Here is an 18,118-nt window from a genome sequence, read left to right on the forward strand (position 1 = left end):
TGCCCGTCAGTAAAGGGGGCCTAAGCTGCGGGTTAACCGATTGCAACCGGGAAACTGGTGCAAACGCCAACTATCTTTGCAAATAGTTTGCAAGTGCAATAAAGGGTAGGGGAAACCACCTTCCCCTGCGTTACGCGCGGTTACAGGAATAAAAGCTCAGGCGCTGGCGCGGCCGATAGCTTGCTTGGGTTCGTGTTCGCGTTCCTGTGCGAGCAACATCGCCGCCAGATAGTCCGGAACGGCGCGGCTAAAGTGATAGCCTTGACCCAAGTTACAGCCAGCTTTGCGAACGGCCTTGACCTGCTCTGGGGTCTCAAGGCCCTCGGCCACAATATCCATGCCCAGTGTATTGCCCATCTTGGCTACCGCTTGAATGATGGCCTCGCTCTTTTGACCGGCCTGCGCACCTGAAACAAAGCTGCGATCGACCTTAATCTTCGAGAAGGGGTAGCTGTTGATATAGCCGAGCGAAGAATAGCCCGTACCGAAATCATCAAGCGCAAAACGCACGCCGAGTGCGGAGAGTTCTTCGATGAAGGCCGAAGTCGAATGATTGTCGTCGATGAAGAGGCTTTCTGTAACTTCAAGTTCAAGCCGATGTGGGTCAAGCCCGGCTTCGCGCAGAGCGTTTTTGATTCCAAGTGCGGCGCCCGGAGCGCGAATTTGCAATGGTGACAGGTTGACTGCAACGCGAACATCTTCGGGCCAACTGGCCGCAATGCGCGCCGCTTGAACCGTGATCCAATTGCCAAGGGTCACAATGACACCGGTCTCTTCGGCGACAGGAATGAATTCGTCAGGGCGCAGTTCGCCTTTTTCCGGGTGGAACCAGCGCACAAGCGCCTCGAAACATTTGATCCGGCCCGTTTCAAGATCGACGATCGGCTGGAAGAAGATCGACAATTCATCGCGCTGGATCGCGGTGCGCAGCTCAGCTTCAATCTCGCGCCGGCGCACAAGATCACGGCTCATCGACGGATCATAGAAACACGTCTGGCTACGTCCGCCGACTTTCGCGTGATACAATGCAAGATCAGCGCGCTGCATCAATTGGTCAGCGTCTTCTGCATTATCAGGTAGGATAGCAACACCCAGCGAGGCGCGGATTTCCAGCAGCTCGCCATCAAGTCGCATCGGGCACATGATCTCACAGTGGATTTCGCTGGCGATCAGTTCGGCATGCTTCAAGTCCGCGACTGGGCAAAAAACAATGAATTCGTCGCCGCCGAAGCGGGCCACAGTGCTGCCTTCTGGCGAAACCTCAATCAAACGCTCAGCAACGCCTTTGAGGACCTTGTCCCCAACCGGGTGGCCCAGCAGATCATTCACTTCTTTAAAACGGTCAAGGTCGATCCAGATCAAAGCAAGGTTCGTGTCGGCATCGATCTTGGTCATCGTTTCAGTGACAGCGTGATTAAGACCTGCGCGGTTGGCGAGCCCTGTGACAACATCACTGCGAGCCAGCTCCTGCATTTCCTGCGCAAGGTCCGCATTGGCGTTGGCCGATGCGATAAAGCTGCGAAGAATGCCGAAGATGTTGCGCGAAATCACCGACTGGGCCGGGATCAAAAGTATGATCGTAAGGCCAAGAGTGATCAACCCGACTTGCGATGAAAGCAAACATGCAATGGCGATAGGCAAGCAAGAGAATGTCAATTGCCCGATCGCTATAGTGGGGCGCCCTGCGTTTCGGGCAGATACGCCAATACCGTAGCCAAGCGCGTTGGCGACCATCAACACTTGAATTTGCGAAGGCGCGTCGAAGACGATCGTATAGGCTGCGGTCGACCCGAGGGCCAAGGCAAAACTGAATGCGCCGATTTCGTATACCAGTTCGAGCATGGTGGTCGAATTGTCTTCGGCGTCAGGAGAAAGACCAAGGGCAGCGATGATACGAACAGCCGCAACGGATGCGAGAATCACAGCTGCGACCCAGAGCGCAGACATTTCAGAAACCCATGCGGCGACCGCCGCCGCACCCACAGTTGTGATTGCGCCGACAACGAGGCTGAGAGGACTGGCGTACAGCGTCGTGACCAGGGTTCTACGAACCTTTTGGTCAACTGCGTCTTCCTCATGACGCCCTTGTAGAAGTTTACTCGACTTAAAGATGCATTGGTTCCTACTGCTACCCATCCGCTCTTAAGCCGATAAAATCACGGATTGGTTAACGTGGGCTATACGCATCGCTACGAGGGGGCGATCTAAGAAGAACCGGCAGGAACCAGCCTAAAACGCCGTAAGGCACGGCTTAAAGGTATGGTTAAGCGTTTTGCTTCCCAAGGAGCGCATGAGGGTCAATCCCTTCAGAACGCCAGATATCAAGCACTTTCAGATATTTTGTCGGCTCAGGAATATTCAGCTTGCGCCGTACTTCATCCATCGGAAGTGGCAACAATTCGAGGATGGGTTGTTCGACAATCCGCTGTGTCAAACGGCCATCGCGGCGCGCTTGCAAGAAGGCCCGAAAGAACGGAGCTTTGGTCTTAAGCTTTGCTTTCATAAGCACAGTGCCAAGCCAGCCAAGGAACAGATGTCCCGGACTAGGGCGCTGATCAAACAGGAATGCAAGCAAGCTTTGTTCACCCAATGTGTCGCGGCCATAACCGGTCAACACGTGGAGGATGTCATGCGTATCGCGCAGCCGGTCGTTGTACCATTCCACGCCATCTTCAAGCTTCACCAGGTCTTTGCGATAGACATTGGCCTCTTCGATAAGGCCCGCAGCTGACAGCCCTTCGGCTTCCATGAAGTTGCAATAAACGTCGGCAAAACTGCCCTTTGGCATTTTTTGCAACGTCTCATGATCGTCGAGAATAGCAGGCAGATACGGCTCTGATTGATAAATCTTCCGGCCAAGGTCTGTGCTCAGAAATTCGGCAGCTGCCTCACCGACACCGCGCCACGGCAGGGCATCAAGCACACCGAACAGTTCGTCGGTCCGATCTTTGTCTTTCACAAGGATTTTGAGGTGCCTCAAAGCCTTGCCAAAATCAAATTGGGGTCGGCGCCTATCATTGTGCACTATTGGGAGGTTTTCGACGCCGTTTGGCGTTACACGCGAGATAACATTGGGGGGCAAAGTGCCGCCCTCTGTTCCTCCTGTATCATTCAGAAGGAAAGCAGATGCAGCTCCAGTATTTCCTGAATCAAGTTCAGGCGATAGGTCGCCTGGGTGTTGGGTTTTGGCCGCGTGTCCCATGCGCAAAACGCTGGGGCAGGGTTAATAGATTGTCAACTCCCGTTAACCATTTGCGCGATGGCCAAAAGCGCTATTTGGGAGGTCCGTTAGATTTAGCGAGCGCGTGGGTTTGATTTGCCGCGCACTCCATCATCCTGACCCGAAACATTGGCGGCCAGACGCCGATCCAAGGTCCGCGTGATGTCCACCCACCAATCGTAAGTGTCGCGATCGCCTTTGAAAAACGCCGTTTCGGCTTGCGCTCGTGCAACCTTAGCCGCACCCATGCCGTGGGCCGCAAAGTGGCGCAATGCGGCGCGCATCACGAGATCGTTGCTCTGAGATCTTTCGCTGAAATCGGCATTATCATTGGCAACGCGCTTTTGTGCGCGAAGAACAAGATTTCTGGCATCGCGTGAGCGCGCAGGTGCGGTGTTTGCGGATTTTGCAGCGGCAAAATGGATCGACATGGGGCGTCTTTGTCCAATCTCGAGATCGCCTCACGGACGCCGCCCCTTGTCTGCAAAGGCGGTGGTCCGGCGAGGGCAGGGGTGTATCGTGGACTACGGAAATAGACGCAGGGGCCTAAGGCTTAGTGTGGAGCTAAGGTTGAGAGCGCGTTAACCCTCATCAAAATCGCAAGAGCGCCCCGTCGCGAAATCAGCGCGGCACAGCGTCTTCATCCGCCGATTGCGCAGAGGTCCCTTCGGCAACACTCTGCCGATCATCTTGCAATGCTGCTCTTGCGGCATCACTTTTCCACTGACCGGCGCGCGCATAATCGTCGCGGACTTGACCAGCCCCAGAAACGCTTGGCTGGATTAGGGGCGCCCCCAAACCCGTTGTTGAGGTCTGAGAAGCTTGCGATCGGGCGTTTCTGGATTGCCCCGAATTCGATGTGCTTACACCTGTATCACCGACATGATCTCTTGATGCTTCCTCGCCGTTCGCCAGATCAGCCAATTCAAAGCTCGGCGCCGGGGTGACGCGGCTTTGAGCGCCGGGCTCTGTGCCGGTATAGTTTTGGGTGAAGGCCTCTTTGCGTCCGCCGGAACCGCGATTGCGATAAAAGCGGTGCGCGCCAATCGTACCCACATGATCAAGGCTGGAGGCCCAGTACGGATTGATCCAAAGCGTGTGGTAATGGGTAGCGTGCCCAATGGGCTCATAAACACTGCCAGACAGCGCGTCCGTTGCGATGTTCTGGGCGCGGGCCCAAGAACTGCCGCTGGGTTTGCGCCTTAAACTGCCATCGCATGTAAAGGTGAATTGGCAACCGGTCCGGCGGCTTGATCCTTGATAGACCACGCCGCACACACTGCTGGGCCAACTGGGGTGCTTGACCCGATTGAGAACAACTTGTGCAACGGCGCGCTGACCTGCTTCGCGCTCGCTGGCGGCCTCGTACCACACCGCCTGCGCCAGACAGTCTTGCGCCCGTGCAAGGTTATTGCCGCCTGTGCCAAAGAAGGGGCGTGCGCTGGGCCCTGCATCGATCAATGCGCCCACTTCGCGGCCCGCTTCGCCGATCTCTTGAGATAATGCATCGGTTGTCGGCAAAGCGATCAAGGCATCAGATGGCGGGTCGGCAAGAAAGAAGAAGGCTGAGCCCGGAAAGCTCATCCCAGGACGTTCAAACGGCATGGCAGGGTTTCGCGCAAGCTCCTCTTGCAAACGTTCGCGAACGGTCTCCGCTTCCGTTGGCGCACCGCCCGGCAATGCGCCAAAATCCGAAGGCGCAGCCATAGCGGGCACTGCAATTACGGCAAGAAGCGCCGCAACGCGGTGTTTGAGCGACCAGTTTCGAGTGGTTTGACCGCCGTTCGACTGCGCGTGGAATTTTGCATTTTCTTGCTGGCTGGAATCGCCCAAATAGATCACCTCAGGCGCCGAACCGTGAGGCGATTTGAAAATTGGCTTATGGCCAAAAGTGAAGGAGCGATTGTCTGTCATAGCGCGCTACTTGCGCGTATTCGGAGTGCATTCAATTTGCGAGGGGCATGCGAGGTCATGTCCCATTCGCGCACATCTAATCAGAAGACCTTAAAGTGCAGCGCACCCTCTTGGTGAAGGCCGTGCTGGTCAGCGATTGGCCTGTTCATACCTACAGGGGAAGGCGTTCATACCTACAGGGGAAAGCGGAAAAATTGCCGGACTGGCAGGTCACGCTTTGATTGTAAGAAAGGAGCGCCGGGTGCAGCGACGAACCTTCTTACGAGCTATGACCTACCAGTCCGGCGCGGCGGGTTAGGAGCGCCGCATCTCTTAAACACGTTTGCCTGACATCTTTGGTACGACCCGAAGGGCGCCTGGCAGGAGAATGCTAAAGAGGAGCCAAGCATTCACCATTTTGCCCAATGCCGGCACTTCATATTTTCTGTAGCCCCCCTAAATCGAAGGATAGATCTTTGTTTTTAAGGGATTGAATCACAGAACCTTAATCCATGGCATTGTTAATTAGACACGCAAAGGGTGCCGGAACGGCCAATTAAAGGGCTGCAATTGGAGCTTTGGGCGGCGTTTAACTCGCCATATGAGTCGATGGGGATGCCTGCCGGGTCATGCTCAAACGTGCGTCCTTGCCAACCGATTGCGCACCACGGATAATTGAGAGCATCGGCGGTTCGTAAGTTCTTGCAAGACCAATCAATAAATCTGTCTGGGAGACTCTACTCCCTGAACCCGATGCCTTTGGCCGTTGATCTGGCAGAGAGACACACCATTTGATGAGAATCCTATGTTGGATAACTCGCGTGGTCTGCTCTACCCCACTTGACGCGCAAGAACATTTCCGGAACACGCTTCACTTATGTCTCTTACAAAAATCTCGGTTCGTGGTGCGCGTGAGCACAATCTTAAAGGCGTCGATATTGATCTGCCGCGCGATGCGCTGATCGTGGTCACGGGGCTTTCGGGTTCGGGTAAGTCCAGCCTCGCGTTCGACACTATCTATGCCGAGGGGCAGCGGCGCTATGTTGAGAGCCTTTCTGCCTATGCGCGCCAGTTCCTGGAGATGATGCAAAAACCCGATGTTGAGCATATCGACGGGCTCTCGCCAGCGATTTCAATCGAGCAAAAGACCACGTCGCGAAACCCGCGCTCAACCGTTGCGACGGTGACGGAGATTTACGACTATATGCGGCTGTTGTGGGCGAGGGTGGGTGTGCCTTATTCGCCTGCCACGGGAAAGCCGATTTCCGCGCAAAGCGTCTCGCAAATGGTCGACCGGGTGATGGAATTGCCTGAGGGCACGCGCGCCTATCTGCTCGCGCCAGTGGTTCGGGGCCGCAAGGGTGAATATCGCAAGGAAATGGCCGAGTGGCAGAAGGCGGGCTTTACCCGCGTGCGGATCGACGGAGAGCTGTACCCGATTGAAGAAGCGCCCGCGCTCGACAAGAAGTTTAAGCACGACATTGAAGTGGTGGTTGACCGGATCGCGGTGAAAGCCAAGGCGGATGGCAGTTTGCAAACGCGGCTGGCGGATTCGTTTGAAACCGCGTTGAAGCTGGCCGAGGGGCTGGCGTATTTCGACCTCGCCGATGGCGTTGTGCCAGGGCGCGAGGATGAAGCGGACAGCGGCGGCGCCCAAGAGCAGAAAATGAAAGGGGCTGGCATCCCCGCCAACCGCATCGTCTTCTCCGAGAAATTCGCCTGTCCCGTCAGCGGCTTCACCATCGAAGAGATCGAACCGCGCCTGTTCTCGTTCAACTCACCCCAAGGCGCGTGTCCGACCTGCGACGGTATCGGTGAAAAGCAGCTGTTCGACCCGCAACTCGTCATCCCCAACGAAGGGCTAACCTTGAAACAGGGGGCGGTGGCTCCGTGGGCGAAATCGAACCCGCCGTCGCCTTATTACATGCAGGTCCTGACCAGCCTTGCCAAAGCCTATGACTTCTCCATCACCACACCGTGGCGCGATTTGGAGCCGGATCAAAAGCTCATCATTCTGCATGGGACGGGCGGAATGCCGGTGCCGCTCACCTTTAAGGATGGGCGCAAGGAATACACCGTCAATAAGGCGTTTGAAGGCGTCGTTGGCAATCTCAATCGGCGGCTGGCGCAGACCGAAAGCGCGTGGATGCAGGAGGAGCTTTCCAAGTTCCAAACCTCCCAGCCTTGTGAGGCGTGCGGGGGTAAACGCCTCAATGAAAAATCACTAGCCGTGCGTATCAATAGCGCCAACGGCCCCACCGATATCGCAGAGCCTGTGCGCATGAGCGTCTCCGATGCCAAGGCGTGGTTCCTCGACCTCGACAACCATTTGTCCGACCAACAAAGCCAAATCGCAAAGCCGATCCTTAAAGAGATCAACGAACGGTTGGGCTTCCTCGACAATGTCGGGCTCGACTACCTCAACCTTGACCGCACCAGCGGCACTCTCTCGGGCGGGGAGAGCCAGCGCATCCGCCTCGCCTCCCAAATCGGCAGCGGTCTATCGGGCGTGCTCTATGTATTGGATGAGCCGTCCATCGGCCTACACCAGCGCGACAATGACCGGCTGCTGGAGACGCTCAAACGCCTGCGCGATCTGGGCAACACCGTCATCGTGGTTGAGCATGACGAGGACGCGATCCGCACCGCTGATCATATCGTTGATATTGGCCCGGGCGCAGGCGTTCGCGGGGGAGAGATTGTCGCGCAGGGCACGCTCAAACAGATCATGAGAGCCAAGGGCTCGCTAACCGCCGATTATCTCACCGGAAAGCGCGAAATCACGGTTCCCAAGGAGCGGCGTGGGGGCAATGGCCTGTCCATCACCGTACACGGGGCGAGCGCGAATAACCTCCAAAACGTCACGGCCTCCATCCCGCTTGGCACCTTCACTTGCATCACCGGCGTGTCGGGTTCGGGCAAATCGTCCTTTACCATCGACACGCTCTACGCCGCCGCCGCGCGGGAACTCAACGGCGCGCGCATTATCGCTGGCCGCCACGATAAGGTCGAAGGCCTTGGCCACTGCGACAAGGTGATTGAGATCGACCAATCGCCCATCGGCCGCACCCCGCGTTCGAACCCCGCCACCTACACCGGCGCCTTCACCCAGATCCGCGATTGGTTCGCAGGCCTGCCCGAAAGCCAAGCGCGCGGGTACAAGCCGGGGCGCTTCTCCTTCAACGTGAAGGGCGGGCGGTGCGAGGCATGCCAAGGCGACGGCGTGCGCAAGATCGAGATGCACTTCCTCCCCGACGTTTACGTCACCTGCGAGGAATGCGGCGGCGCGCGTTACAATCGGGAGACTTTGGAAGTGAAGTTCAAAGGCCACTCCATCGCCGACGTGCTCGATATGACGGTTGAGGATGCGGCCGAATTCTTCAAAGCCGTGCCCCCCATTCGCGACAAGATGTCGATGCTATGCGAGGTGGGGCTTGGCTATGTGAAAGTAGGCCAGCAAGCAACGACGCTATCAGGCGGAGAGGCGCAGCGGGTAAAACTCGCCAAGGAACTGGCCAAGCGTTCGACGGGCAAGACCCTCTACATCCTCGACGAACCGACAACGGGCCTGCATTTTGAGGACGTGCGCAAGCTCTTGGAGGTGCTCCACCGCTTGGTCGAGCAGGGCAACAGCGTGGTGGTGATTGAGCACAATCTCGACGTGATCAAAACCGCCGACTGGATCGTGGACCTAGGCCCCGAAGGCGGAGTGCGCGGAGGCGAAATCGTGGCCGCTGGCACGCCGGAAATTGTGGCGAAGGAGCCGCGCAGCTTTACGGGGCAGTATTTGGCGCCGATGTTGGCCAAAGCGCAGAGCACGGAGAAAGAGGCGGCGGATTAGGAAGCAAACCTAAGCCGATAAAAACTAATCTAGAATTGAGACAGATTCTCTTTTCTTAACTCTTGCATTAACTATCTTGTTGAATGCGAAAAGCTTCTCAAGCCCCTCGTTGATGCGGCCTGCCAGTCCTGTTTCTTCCAACCATTCTGGGGAAATGCTTCCAACCGGGATCTCGAGCCCACTATCTGTCTCTTCGTAGGTATCGTCACCACAAGCCTCGCGAATTCGCGGCGGTGAAATAGATTGATCAATTTCACAAAGTGATGAGTAGGAACTCTTGATTTTCTGGTTGATTAGTGACGGGAAATGGAATTCTCTGGGATAGATTTTTCGGAACTCTATTATCCAGCGGTGATAATTTTGGCCAGCAGTCCAGCTATACGTCCCAAGTGTTGTCGGCGGTGTGCCGTGTGAATTTAGAGTTAGACAGTAGTTTTCGAGAAATCTGAGTGGTCGAGTTTTTTTCGGATACTTCTTAAAGAAACGAGACATTTCATCGAGGGCTGGCGCTACCCATTCACGCTCGAAAGTCCGAGGTTCCATATCATATGCCATTGCTGGCAAGTCATTGAAAATAATACTTCCTATGACTTGGTTGCAGACTTTGAAAGACTGTGTTCCCCGGTATCGTAAGATGTAAATAGCAGCAAAATATTCTTGGAACGAGCGGTGAATAAAATAAAGGAGCTTGCCGTCTCGCATGATCATGCAAACTGCGGAAACTAGATCAGACGCATAATCGTCCACGCTAACGTCGATTTCGCACTCATTCAGTGCAGCTCTAATATGGCGTTGTAATTGGTCGTCTGTGAACGAAACTTGGCTGAATGCGAGGGTTCTGTAACAGAAAGCAGCAAATATGGCTTTGAAACGATCAGATGGTAACTGGGACTTGAAGGGGCGATTGAAGTTGCCTTCTTTCAGCCTATCATGTCGCCGAAAAAGTGTTTCGAATGCTTGCTCATAGAACAGAGTAAGGCGGGTTGGAACCACTCTAAACTCATCATAAGTCAGCAACATTAACGAACACAAGAGAGGTATTTCTAAAAAGCTTTTGTGTCTGTCGAAAAACTGCTCATCAAGCAAGTTAAGAAACTCGTTTCGCAAATCAACATCAAAGCCTGTCTTTTTGACTAACATACGAGCTTGAGCCAATGCCATCCCTTGCACGTCTAAAGTTCGCAGTTCATCCCAATTTCTGGTGTCGATTTCTGGACGTGTCGACGCGATGACACGAACACTGGGATAATCAATCGAGAACCTTTGTATTCTGTGATAGATTTCGTCTCGATACTCAGGACCGACTTCGTCTAGTCCATCAAACAAAATTGTGAATATGCCTGCCTCTAAACCAGCTTCGAATGATTTGTACCTTCGGTGAAGCCTCTTGGGAGTGACATGTTGGAAGATGTCCTCATAAAAACCCCCTTTTGCCTCTAATCGGAGAGTACGCAATTCGATGTAGATCGGTATTTTGCCAGAAGGGGAAGTTAGCTTTTGAAGGGCCAAATTCTTCATCAGCATCGTCTTTCCGGCACCACCCGTGCCTCGAATGACGATGTTGTGATCAGGGTAAGACTCGGAAATAAGATCTTCGTCTCTGATTTTCGTCGTTCCGTCGCTTAGGTAGAGGTTGATATACAAATCTGACAAAGGAACATATTTGTCGTCTGTGAAGATCGTTTTCACCTTAGAACATTTTTCGTACATCTTTTTTAGATGAGGTTCGAAGGTCTTCGTGAATTGGCCTCTTATCTCGGTCGTTTTAGTTCCAGTGAATTTGGCAATTGCGGTCAATGAAGAAGTCGTAACAGATGCGATAACGGCTGTGGCAATTGAAGCTGGATCAATCAATCTTAAACTCCGATGAATTGGCGCTATTTAGGTCTTTCTCTCTTCGGGCCTAGACGAATATTGACTGGGTGACCAGTTTAGTCTCGGTCGCGCTCTACTTCCGCTTGCTAGAGAGGGTTTGTTTGGCTTGGTGGTGGTCCTTCGGGTTGCTGTGGTCCTTCGACAGGCTCAGGACGAACGGGGAGGTGGATTGGCTCCCAAGGTCACCAATTCGTCACCCCAGCGTGGGCTGGGGTCTAGGGCGGTTGGGCTCGGTGCTTTGCCGCTTGAGATCCCAGCGTTCGCTGGGATGACGGGTAGGGGTTAATGGCCCCTGACCGCCAAAGTTTCCTACTCCCCCAATTCCCTATAAATGGACCGGCTCCTGCTTTTTTGTTTCGCCTCAAGCGCCGGCGCGGACATCCGTCCGCTTAGGCTTTCCTCGGCCCTATCGGGCCTGCGGGCGGCCGGTCGGCCTTGCGGTTGCTGCGCAACCGTTCACTGGAGCCCTAAATGTCCGATCTGACCCCCATCCTTGCGCAGGCGCGCGAGCAGCTTCCCGCAACCAAGGCTTTCCCTCGCAAGCTTCAGGCGAAGTTCCTGCAGGTGCTGGCGCAGTGGGGGAATGTTCGGGCGGCGGCTCAGGCGGTAGGGGTGTCGCGCTCTGCCGCTTACCGGATGCGGCGGCATTGCCTTTTGTTTGCAGAGCTTTGGGATGCGGCGCTTTTGCTGGCGCGGCCTCAGGTTGAAGAGGTGCTGGCCGACCGCGCACTTAACGGGACACAGGAGACGGTGTTCTACCACGGCGAGGAAGTGGCCACCCGCACGCGGTATGACCCGCGCCTGCTTTTGGCGCATCTGGCGCGGCTGGATCGGCTGGAAGATGACCCGCGCGTGACGGATGCGACGTACGGTTTTGACAGACAGTTGGCAGAGCTTGCGCATTCGCCGGAGCGGGACATTGTGGATGGCGATTTTGAAGGCGATCTCGGGGGCGATTTTGCCGGGAATTTGGGCCCCAATCTTGGGAGCGAGTAGGGCCTCTGTCGTTTTTTCGTCTTGGACAGTGTGTCAACTGTGTCAAAACTTGCCGATTTTTCTTTTGTTTGAGCGTGTTAACCCGGTTGCTGAGAAGAGAAGGTTAGAGCGCCGAAAATGCCTTTGTTGATGAGTATTCGGATAAGCCGCGATGGGCGCGCCCATGCGCTTTGGGAGGAGGACAGGAAGATCATCACCGGCAGGGCGGCGATGGGTTTGGCGCCGCGGCACAGACAGGTTTGCGCAGTTAACCCAAACTCAAACTACCAATTGTAAGAATCTGAGGCCGTGAAGAGGGGTTGGATGATGAAGAATTGGTGGGGCGCTGCCGCTTTGATTGTTTTGGGCGTCGTGGGGGTTATGGCTTCTGCGGGTTCAAACACGGTCTATAAAAGCGAGAACGAATACGTCAGGCAATGCAAGAGCAGCGTCTCTAACCTCGTGCCGCGCTCCGAAGCCGAAGCGGCGTGCCGGTGCGTTTATCGCAACGCGCTACCCGTGGTGGAGGCACGCGGCGATACTGAGATGACGGATAAGGAGGCCGATCTTTTCTACGATCAATGCCTTGCGCCGGTCGTATCAAGGATGGAAGCCGATGCAGCCTGGAATGCCGAGGCGAGCTATGGTTCTTCTGACGATGATGGTGGTTGGGGCGGTGAAGGGGGCGGCTCATCCGATTGGGGTAACTGACCCCATTGCCGCATCTTACCGCGAAACGATGTCGAGCTTTACGCGTGCATGCCCGCTTGAGATTATGCCAAGCTTTTGGGCCGCACTTCGAGAGAGATCGATTGTTCGTCCGCGTATGAAGGGCCCGCGATCGTTGATGCGCACGGTCACAGATCGGCCATTGCGCGGATTGGTGACAAGGACGTGCGTGCCGAACGGCAAGGTTTTGTGAGCGGCTGTCATGGCGTTCATATCAAAGCGCTCACCATTGGCGGTGAGACGGCCGTGAAAGCGGCGGCCATAGTATGATGCGACGCCCGTGCCGAGATCGCGCAAGACGCTAACTTGCGGCTTTACCTCGCGCGGCGCTTCGAAAGTGGTGAGGTCGACGGCGTTGTCGGGGAGGGCAAGGTCGATATCGACCAGATCGGGATCAAGCGGTGTGATGACGTCTGCAAACTGCTGAGCGAAGGCATCAGTCTCTTCGGTTGCGGGACCTGCCTCGGGCGCGGTTCGGAATTGGGCTGATAGATTGGTTGTCTGGGCAGAAGATGCACCAAGCGGCATCACAAAAAGGCAGACAGCGAGCGTCAACCTTTGTGCAAAGCGTGCGCGGTGTTGCGGCATGCGCCTGTGATCCCTGTTCTCTCCCATCACGATGACGATCATACACAAGGAAAGCTGTGATGGCCAATTGAGGGCGGTCTGCTTACCTTCCGGATGGCTCGTTACGTCTTGCTTGAGGGCGCTGGGAATAGCGGCGGGTGGTTGTTTCTGGTCCAGAAATGCAAATGGGGCCGGCATTTCTGCCGACCCCACTCTCACCTGCGCGTGGGCGCCTCGTTTTTCGTGATTGGTCAGGCAAGCCTTCCCTCTCACGTCTTTCGCTGCGCGCTTGGCGTCCAGTGTCTACCCGCGTCCAGTTGCGTCTTACTTGATCCGCCTTTGCAGGCTTCTCTTGTCCGATCGCCGCTTTGCTTCGCGGTTCGTCACCGGTGCTCGCGCCGGCATCCGACTTTGCTTTGCGTCGTTGGCTTTGCTTTGTTCGGGCCGGGGCCCTCTCTTCACATCGCTCGCTGCTTAGCATAGCCGAGACCGTCATCTTGATATTGGTAAGTCAAACACTTGTTGGTCATTGCCCGAAGGCGCTTTCCTAAAGCTATTACCAGTCACTATAGCGGCCTTGAACGATTGTTTGCTTCGCATCTCTTTCAACGATCCGACTTGCACCTAACCGAAGCCCAATGCATGCCTTCTCTCAAGAGCTGCGTGGACAGCTACAACCGTATCTTTGTTTTGATAAAAACATCATGAAATCAGTTCCTTGCGGTTCTTTTTTCGAAGTCTTTATCGTCCCGAAGACAAGTTGAAACTGCGCCGAGATTGGCGTTTTCGCAAGGTCCGCAAGGGCGACTTATCCACTTTTCCTAAGATCACTTGTGGACGAAGGTGGACAACGCAACGTTTCGTCGCATTTACTTCAATTCAGTAGGCACTATTGACCCAAACGCGTCTTGGGATGGGTTCTATTTGGAAAGATCAGCTTTAGTGAAATTGCTGATTTGAGAAATGCCTCGCAGCGACTCGGTCAGGGTGATTCGAAACGGTGACGATTTCCGAGTTTCCCGGCCTATCTGTCGCGCTGAGCGAGCAGCTTCAATCGCAGCGCATTCAGCTTGATGAAGCCTTCTGCGTCGTGCTGATCATAAGCGCCTGCATCGTCTTCAAAGGTCACATGAGCCTCTGAATAGAGCGAATGGGGTGACTTGCGGCCCACAACGCTGGCAAGGCCTTTGTAGAGCTTCAGGCGCACCGTACCTGTCACCTTCTCTTGGGAAAGGTCGATCGCTGCTTGCAACATCTCACGTTCAGGCGCGAACCAAAAACCGTTGTAGATGAGTTCCGCATATTTCGGCATTAGTTCGTCTTTGAGGTGGGCAGCGCCCCGGTCGAGGGTGATTTGCTCAACACCGCGGTGCGCAACAGCGTAAATCTCGCCGCCCGGCGTTTCGTACATGCCGCGCGATTTCATGCCGACAAAGCGGTTCTCAACCAGATCAAGGCGGCCAATGCCGTGCTTGCGGCCAAGTTCATTGAGTGCGGTCAGCAGGGTTGCTGGCGACATCGCCGCGCCGTTCAATGACACACCATCGCCGCGTTCAAAGCCGATTTCGATGTATTCAGGGGTGTCTGGTGCGTTCTCCGGGTGATCGGTGCGCGAATAGACGTAGTCCGGTGTCTCTTCCCATGGGTCCTCAAGCACTTTGCCCTCAGACGAGGTGTGGAGGAGGTTTGCATCGGTGGAGAAGGGGCTTTCACCGCGCTTGTCGGTTGGGACTTTGATCTGGTGCTGTTCAGCCCATGCAATGAGAGCGGTGCGGCTGGTCAAATCCCATTCGCGCCATGGGGCGATCACTTGGATGCTTGGATCAAGCGCATAGGCCGACAGCTCAAAGCGGACTTGGTCATTGCCCTTGCCGGTTGCGCCATGCGCAATGGCATCGGCGCCCGTTTCATGCGCGATCTCTACCAAACGTTTTGAAATCAACGGCCGGGCGATCGACGTGCCAAGCAGATAGTCGCCTTCATAACGGGCATTGGCGCGCATCATTGGGAAGACAAAATCACGCACAAATTCTTCGCGCAGGTCCTCGATAAAGATGTGCTCGTCAGGAATGCCCATATTGCGCGCTTTTTCGCGCGCAGGTTCGATTTCTTCACCTTGGCCAAGGTCGGCGGTAAAGGTCACAACTTCGAGTCCGCGCTCAACACTTAACCATTTAGCGATAACAGAGGTGTCTAAGCCACCTGAATAGGCAAGAACAACGCGTTTGATATCAGACATTTAAGAGCCCTTGTTTATGGCAGTTCAATTGGACGCATACAAAACGAAATTGCGTTCGATCCACATTTGAATTGCCCCTTAAACTTGCAAGGGGGCACCGCGCCACCAATATTTTTTGCACTGACCGTTAGAATTCGGGTAGAATAGGAGAGACCTTAATGTTCACGATGTGGAACAAAGCGCGCGAGATGGCGGAGATAACACCGCCAGAGCGCAATCGCTGGGTCGATTTCCTTCGAGCCGTATCAATTCTTGCGGTGGTATTCGGCCATTGGTTGATGGCGGGGCTATACGTCGATGACGCGGGCGCGTTGCAGCGCGGCGATTTGATCGAGACCGCGCAGTGGACGCATTGGCTGACTTGGGCGTTTCAAGTGATGCCGGTGTTCTTCCTTGTCGGGGGCTATTCGAATTCAGTGAGCTGGGAAGGGACTTTGCGTAAGGCGGTTCCAGGACAAACCGGCGTTTACCGCGACTGGCTGGCCGCCCGTGTGCAGCGATTGATTGCCCCCACATTCCCGGTCTTGTTGGTCTGGGCAGTGGTCGCAGTGGTGTTGACCCAAGTGGGGTTTGATCGCGCGCAGATCCGTATGGCAACAGAGGCGGCATTGATCCCGGTTTGGTTCTTGGCGGTGTATTTGTTGGTCACCGCTTGCACACCGCTCGCTATGAAGGCGTGGAAGCGCTTTGGCTGGCTAAGCTTTGCGGCACTGATCCCAATCACCGCATTGGTGGATTGGCTTCGGTTTGAGCACGGCGTACCCTACATCAGCTTCACAAATTTCCTCTGGGTCTTCCTCGCAATTCATCAACTGGGTTTTGCTTGGAAAGATGGACGTTTCGACAACCGCTTGTTTGCGTTTGGATGCTTTGCGATTGGCCTAGGTATCCTTGTTTGGATAACCGTCTATGGGTTTTATCCAGTGGCGATGGTGTCAGCGCCCGATGGGTTCTCAAATTCTCTGCCTCCCACCTTCGCACTTCTCGCGCTGGGCGTGGTGCAGGTGGGCCTTGTCCTTGCGTTGGAGCCATTGGGGCGCAAAATGCTTGATAAGGTCGGTGTTTGGACGGCGACTGTGTTGATGAACGGCATGATTATGACCGTTTTCCTGTGGCACCTTACCGCCTTTGTGTTGGTTATGACCTTCACATGGATCGCGCTTGGTGGGATTGGCTTAGATAGCGTACCAGGGACGAGCGAATGGTGGGTGAGCCGGCCATTGTGGCTTGGCATCTATGTCATTGCATTGCTGCCCTTCATCGCGGTCTTTGCAAAGCATGAGCGCACATTCAGACCCATCAGAGGTGGCCGAACCGTACCAAGAGCGCGCGTAGTTGCAGGTGTCCTGCTGATCTGCATTGGGTTGGGATGCACGGCAGGGATTACCATCGCAAGCCCGGAAGGGATCACGGGCCTGCGTATATGGGTGGTGGCCGCGCCTTTTGTCGGCGCAGCGTTGCTGGGCTTTGGTCCGGTCTATGACTTTATCACCCGGAGGCGAGAGGAAACGGCTTAGCGAGGCCTATTTGCCAAGCAGGGTCTTCTCCGTCTCACCGATGTAGTCGCGCGTCAGCGGCAAGGCGTTGCGGTTGCGGGTGTATTGGATCTGGAAATTGCACATGCCGCCGTGCTCAAACACGGTCGCGGCGCCCGCCAGATAGAAAGTCCACATATTGAAGAAGCGCTGATCATACATTGCGATGATCGCCTCGCGGTGCTCCATACAATTGGCGTACCATTGGCGAATAGTCTTGGCGTAATGGAGCCGCAAAATCTCGATGTCGGTCGCCATCAATCGGTGCTTTTCGCTCGCCGCCATGGTCTCTGAAAGTGCGGGGATATAGCCGCCGGGGAAGATATATTTGCGCGTGAAGGCATCGGTCATTCCCGGCGATCCCATGCGGCCAATCGTGTGAAGGAGCATGACACCATCATCGTTGAGCAGATTAGCGCAAGCGTTGAAAAAGGTCTCAAACTGAGCCTTGCCCACATGCTCAAACATGCCAACAGAAACGATACGATCGAACTTCCGGCCAGCCTTGGCAAAATCGCGGTAATCGACGAGTTCAATCGAAACCTTATCGGCGACACCTGCCTTTTCGACACGCTCACGCGCCAAAGCGGCTTGTTCTTCGGACAACGTTATACCGGTCACGTGAACATCGTGGTGTTTGGCAAGGAAGATCGACATGCCGCCCCAACCACAGCCGATGTCGAGCACTTTTTGTCCCGGTTCGAGCGCAAGTTTGGCGGCGATATGCGCAAGCTTTGCCGTCTGCGCCTCGCCCAACGTCATGTCATCGTTTGGCCAATAGGCGCAGGAGTATTGCCAATGCTCGTCATCGAGCATCAACGCATAGAGATCGTTCCCTATGTCATAGTGATGCGCGACGTTGTCTTTTGAACCGATTGCATTGTTGACTTGTTCAAAGGCAAATGTTGCCCGGTTTAGCATTTTTCGAGACAGCTTTGGCGGCGATATCTTTCCGCCTTTTTCCCAGCGATTGTTGGCGCGCAAAAGGGTCACAAGACCCATCACATCACCTTCTTCGATAATCAGTCGCCCGTCCATAAAGGCTTCCGCAGCACCAAGGCGCGGGTCCGTTAGGATGTCGCGCGGAACCTTTGCATCAGCAAACCGTACGACGATTTCTGGGAACCCGTCTTCGGCTTCGCCGTAGGTTTGCGAACTGCCATCGGCAAAGACCACGCCAAGGCGGCCCTTTTTCACGCCCTTCTTAAGGAAGGAATTCAAAAATCTTTTACTCATGCTTTCCT

12 protein-coding genes are annotated in these 18,118 nt (G+C 55.1%); 4 read left to right on the forward strand and 8 right to left on the reverse strand.

Features of this window, described 5'->3' with window-relative positions; translation table 11 throughout:
* Positions 1–156: 156 nt before the first annotated feature.
* From ABJ205_RS13740 to ABJ205_RS13755, 4 genes are all read right to left on the reverse strand, one after another.
* On the reverse strand, positions 157–2,136 hold the full coding sequence (locus tag ABJ205_RS13740; RefSeq protein WP_348156767.1) for an EAL domain-containing protein: 1,980 nt from the start codon (positions 2,134–2,136) through the stop codon (positions 157–159).
* Positions 2,137–2,263: 127 nt separating this feature from the next.
* A complete protein-coding gene (locus tag ABJ205_RS13745; protein ID WP_348156765.1) occupies positions 2,264–3,202 on the reverse strand; it encodes a Coq4 family protein in 939 nt (312 codons plus the stop codon).
* Positions 3,203–3,294: 92 nt separating this feature from the next.
* Positions 3,295–3,651 (reverse strand): hypothetical protein, encoded by a 357-nt coding sequence (locus tag ABJ205_RS13750; protein WP_348156763.1) that lies wholly within the window; start codon positions 3,649–3,651, stop codon positions 3,295–3,297.
* Between the two features lie 190 nt (positions 3,652–3,841).
* Positions 3,842–5,134 carry a cell wall hydrolase gene (locus tag ABJ205_RS13755; RefSeq protein WP_348156760.1) on the reverse strand — a complete coding sequence of 431 codons (1,293 nt, stop codon included), beginning with the start codon at positions 5,132–5,134 and terminating at the stop codon, positions 3,842–3,844.
* Positions 5,135–5,990: 856 nt separating this feature from the next.
* Here ABJ205_RS13755 and uvrA point away from each other — a divergent pair.
* On the forward strand, positions 5,991–8,954 hold the full coding sequence (gene uvrA, locus ABJ205_RS13760; protein WP_348156757.1) for an excinuclease ABC subunit UvrA: 2,964 nt from the start codon (positions 5,991–5,993) through the stop codon (positions 8,952–8,954).
* Positions 8,955–8,978: 24 nt separating this feature from the next.
* Here uvrA and ABJ205_RS13765 read toward each other — a convergent pair whose 3' ends face one another.
* Positions 8,979–10,808, reverse strand: a complete 1,830-nt coding sequence (locus ABJ205_RS13765) for a hypothetical protein (RefSeq protein WP_348156755.1) — start codon at positions 10,806–10,808, stop codon at positions 8,979–8,981.
* Positions 10,809–11,300: 492 nt separating this feature from the next.
* On the opposite strand from ABJ205_RS13765, the gene ABJ205_RS13770 reads away from it, so the two are divergent.
* The gene (locus tag ABJ205_RS13770; protein ID WP_348156753.1) at positions 11,301–11,825 is read left to right on the forward strand and encodes a hypothetical protein; all 525 of its coding nucleotides are present in this window, start codon (positions 11,301–11,303) and stop codon (positions 11,823–11,825) included.
* 303 nt (positions 11,826–12,128) lie between these two features.
* A complete protein-coding gene (locus ABJ205_RS13775; RefSeq protein ID WP_348156750.1) occupies positions 12,129–12,515 on the forward strand; it encodes a hypothetical protein in 387 nt (128 codons plus the stop codon).
* Positions 12,516–12,530: 15 nt separating this feature from the next.
* Here ABJ205_RS13775 and ABJ205_RS13780 read toward each other — a convergent pair whose 3' ends face one another.
* Together ABJ205_RS13780 and ABJ205_RS13785 are read right to left on the reverse strand one after the other, a co-directional pair.
* A complete protein-coding gene (locus ABJ205_RS13780) occupies positions 12,531–13,298 on the reverse strand; it encodes a septal ring lytic transglycosylase RlpA family protein (protein WP_348156747.1) in 768 nt (255 codons plus the stop codon).
* Positions 13,299–14,124: 826 nt separating this feature from the next.
* Positions 14,125–15,339 (reverse strand): argininosuccinate synthase, encoded by a 1,215-nt coding sequence (locus ABJ205_RS13785; protein WP_348156745.1) that lies wholly within the window; start codon positions 15,337–15,339, stop codon positions 14,125–14,127.
* Positions 15,340–15,497: 158 nt separating this feature from the next.
* On the opposite strand from ABJ205_RS13785, the gene ABJ205_RS13790 reads away from it, so the two are divergent.
* Entirely contained in the window at positions 15,498–16,856 is a 1,359-nt protein-coding gene (locus ABJ205_RS13790; protein WP_348156743.1) for an acyltransferase, read from the forward strand.
* A gap of 6 nt (positions 16,857–16,862) precedes the next feature.
* Here the strand turns inward: ABJ205_RS13790 and ABJ205_RS13795 are convergent, their stop codons facing one another.
* Positions 16,863–18,110, reverse strand: coding sequence for a cyclopropane-fatty-acyl-phospholipid synthase family protein (locus ABJ205_RS13795; protein WP_348156740.1), 1,248 nt, complete (start codon positions 18,108–18,110; stop codon positions 16,863–16,865).
* Positions 18,111–18,118: the final 8 nt, after the last annotated feature.

Source organism: Erythrobacter sp., from assembly GCF_039988855.1.
Lineage (GTDB): Bacteria > Pseudomonadota > Alphaproteobacteria > Sphingomonadales > Sphingomonadaceae > Erythrobacter.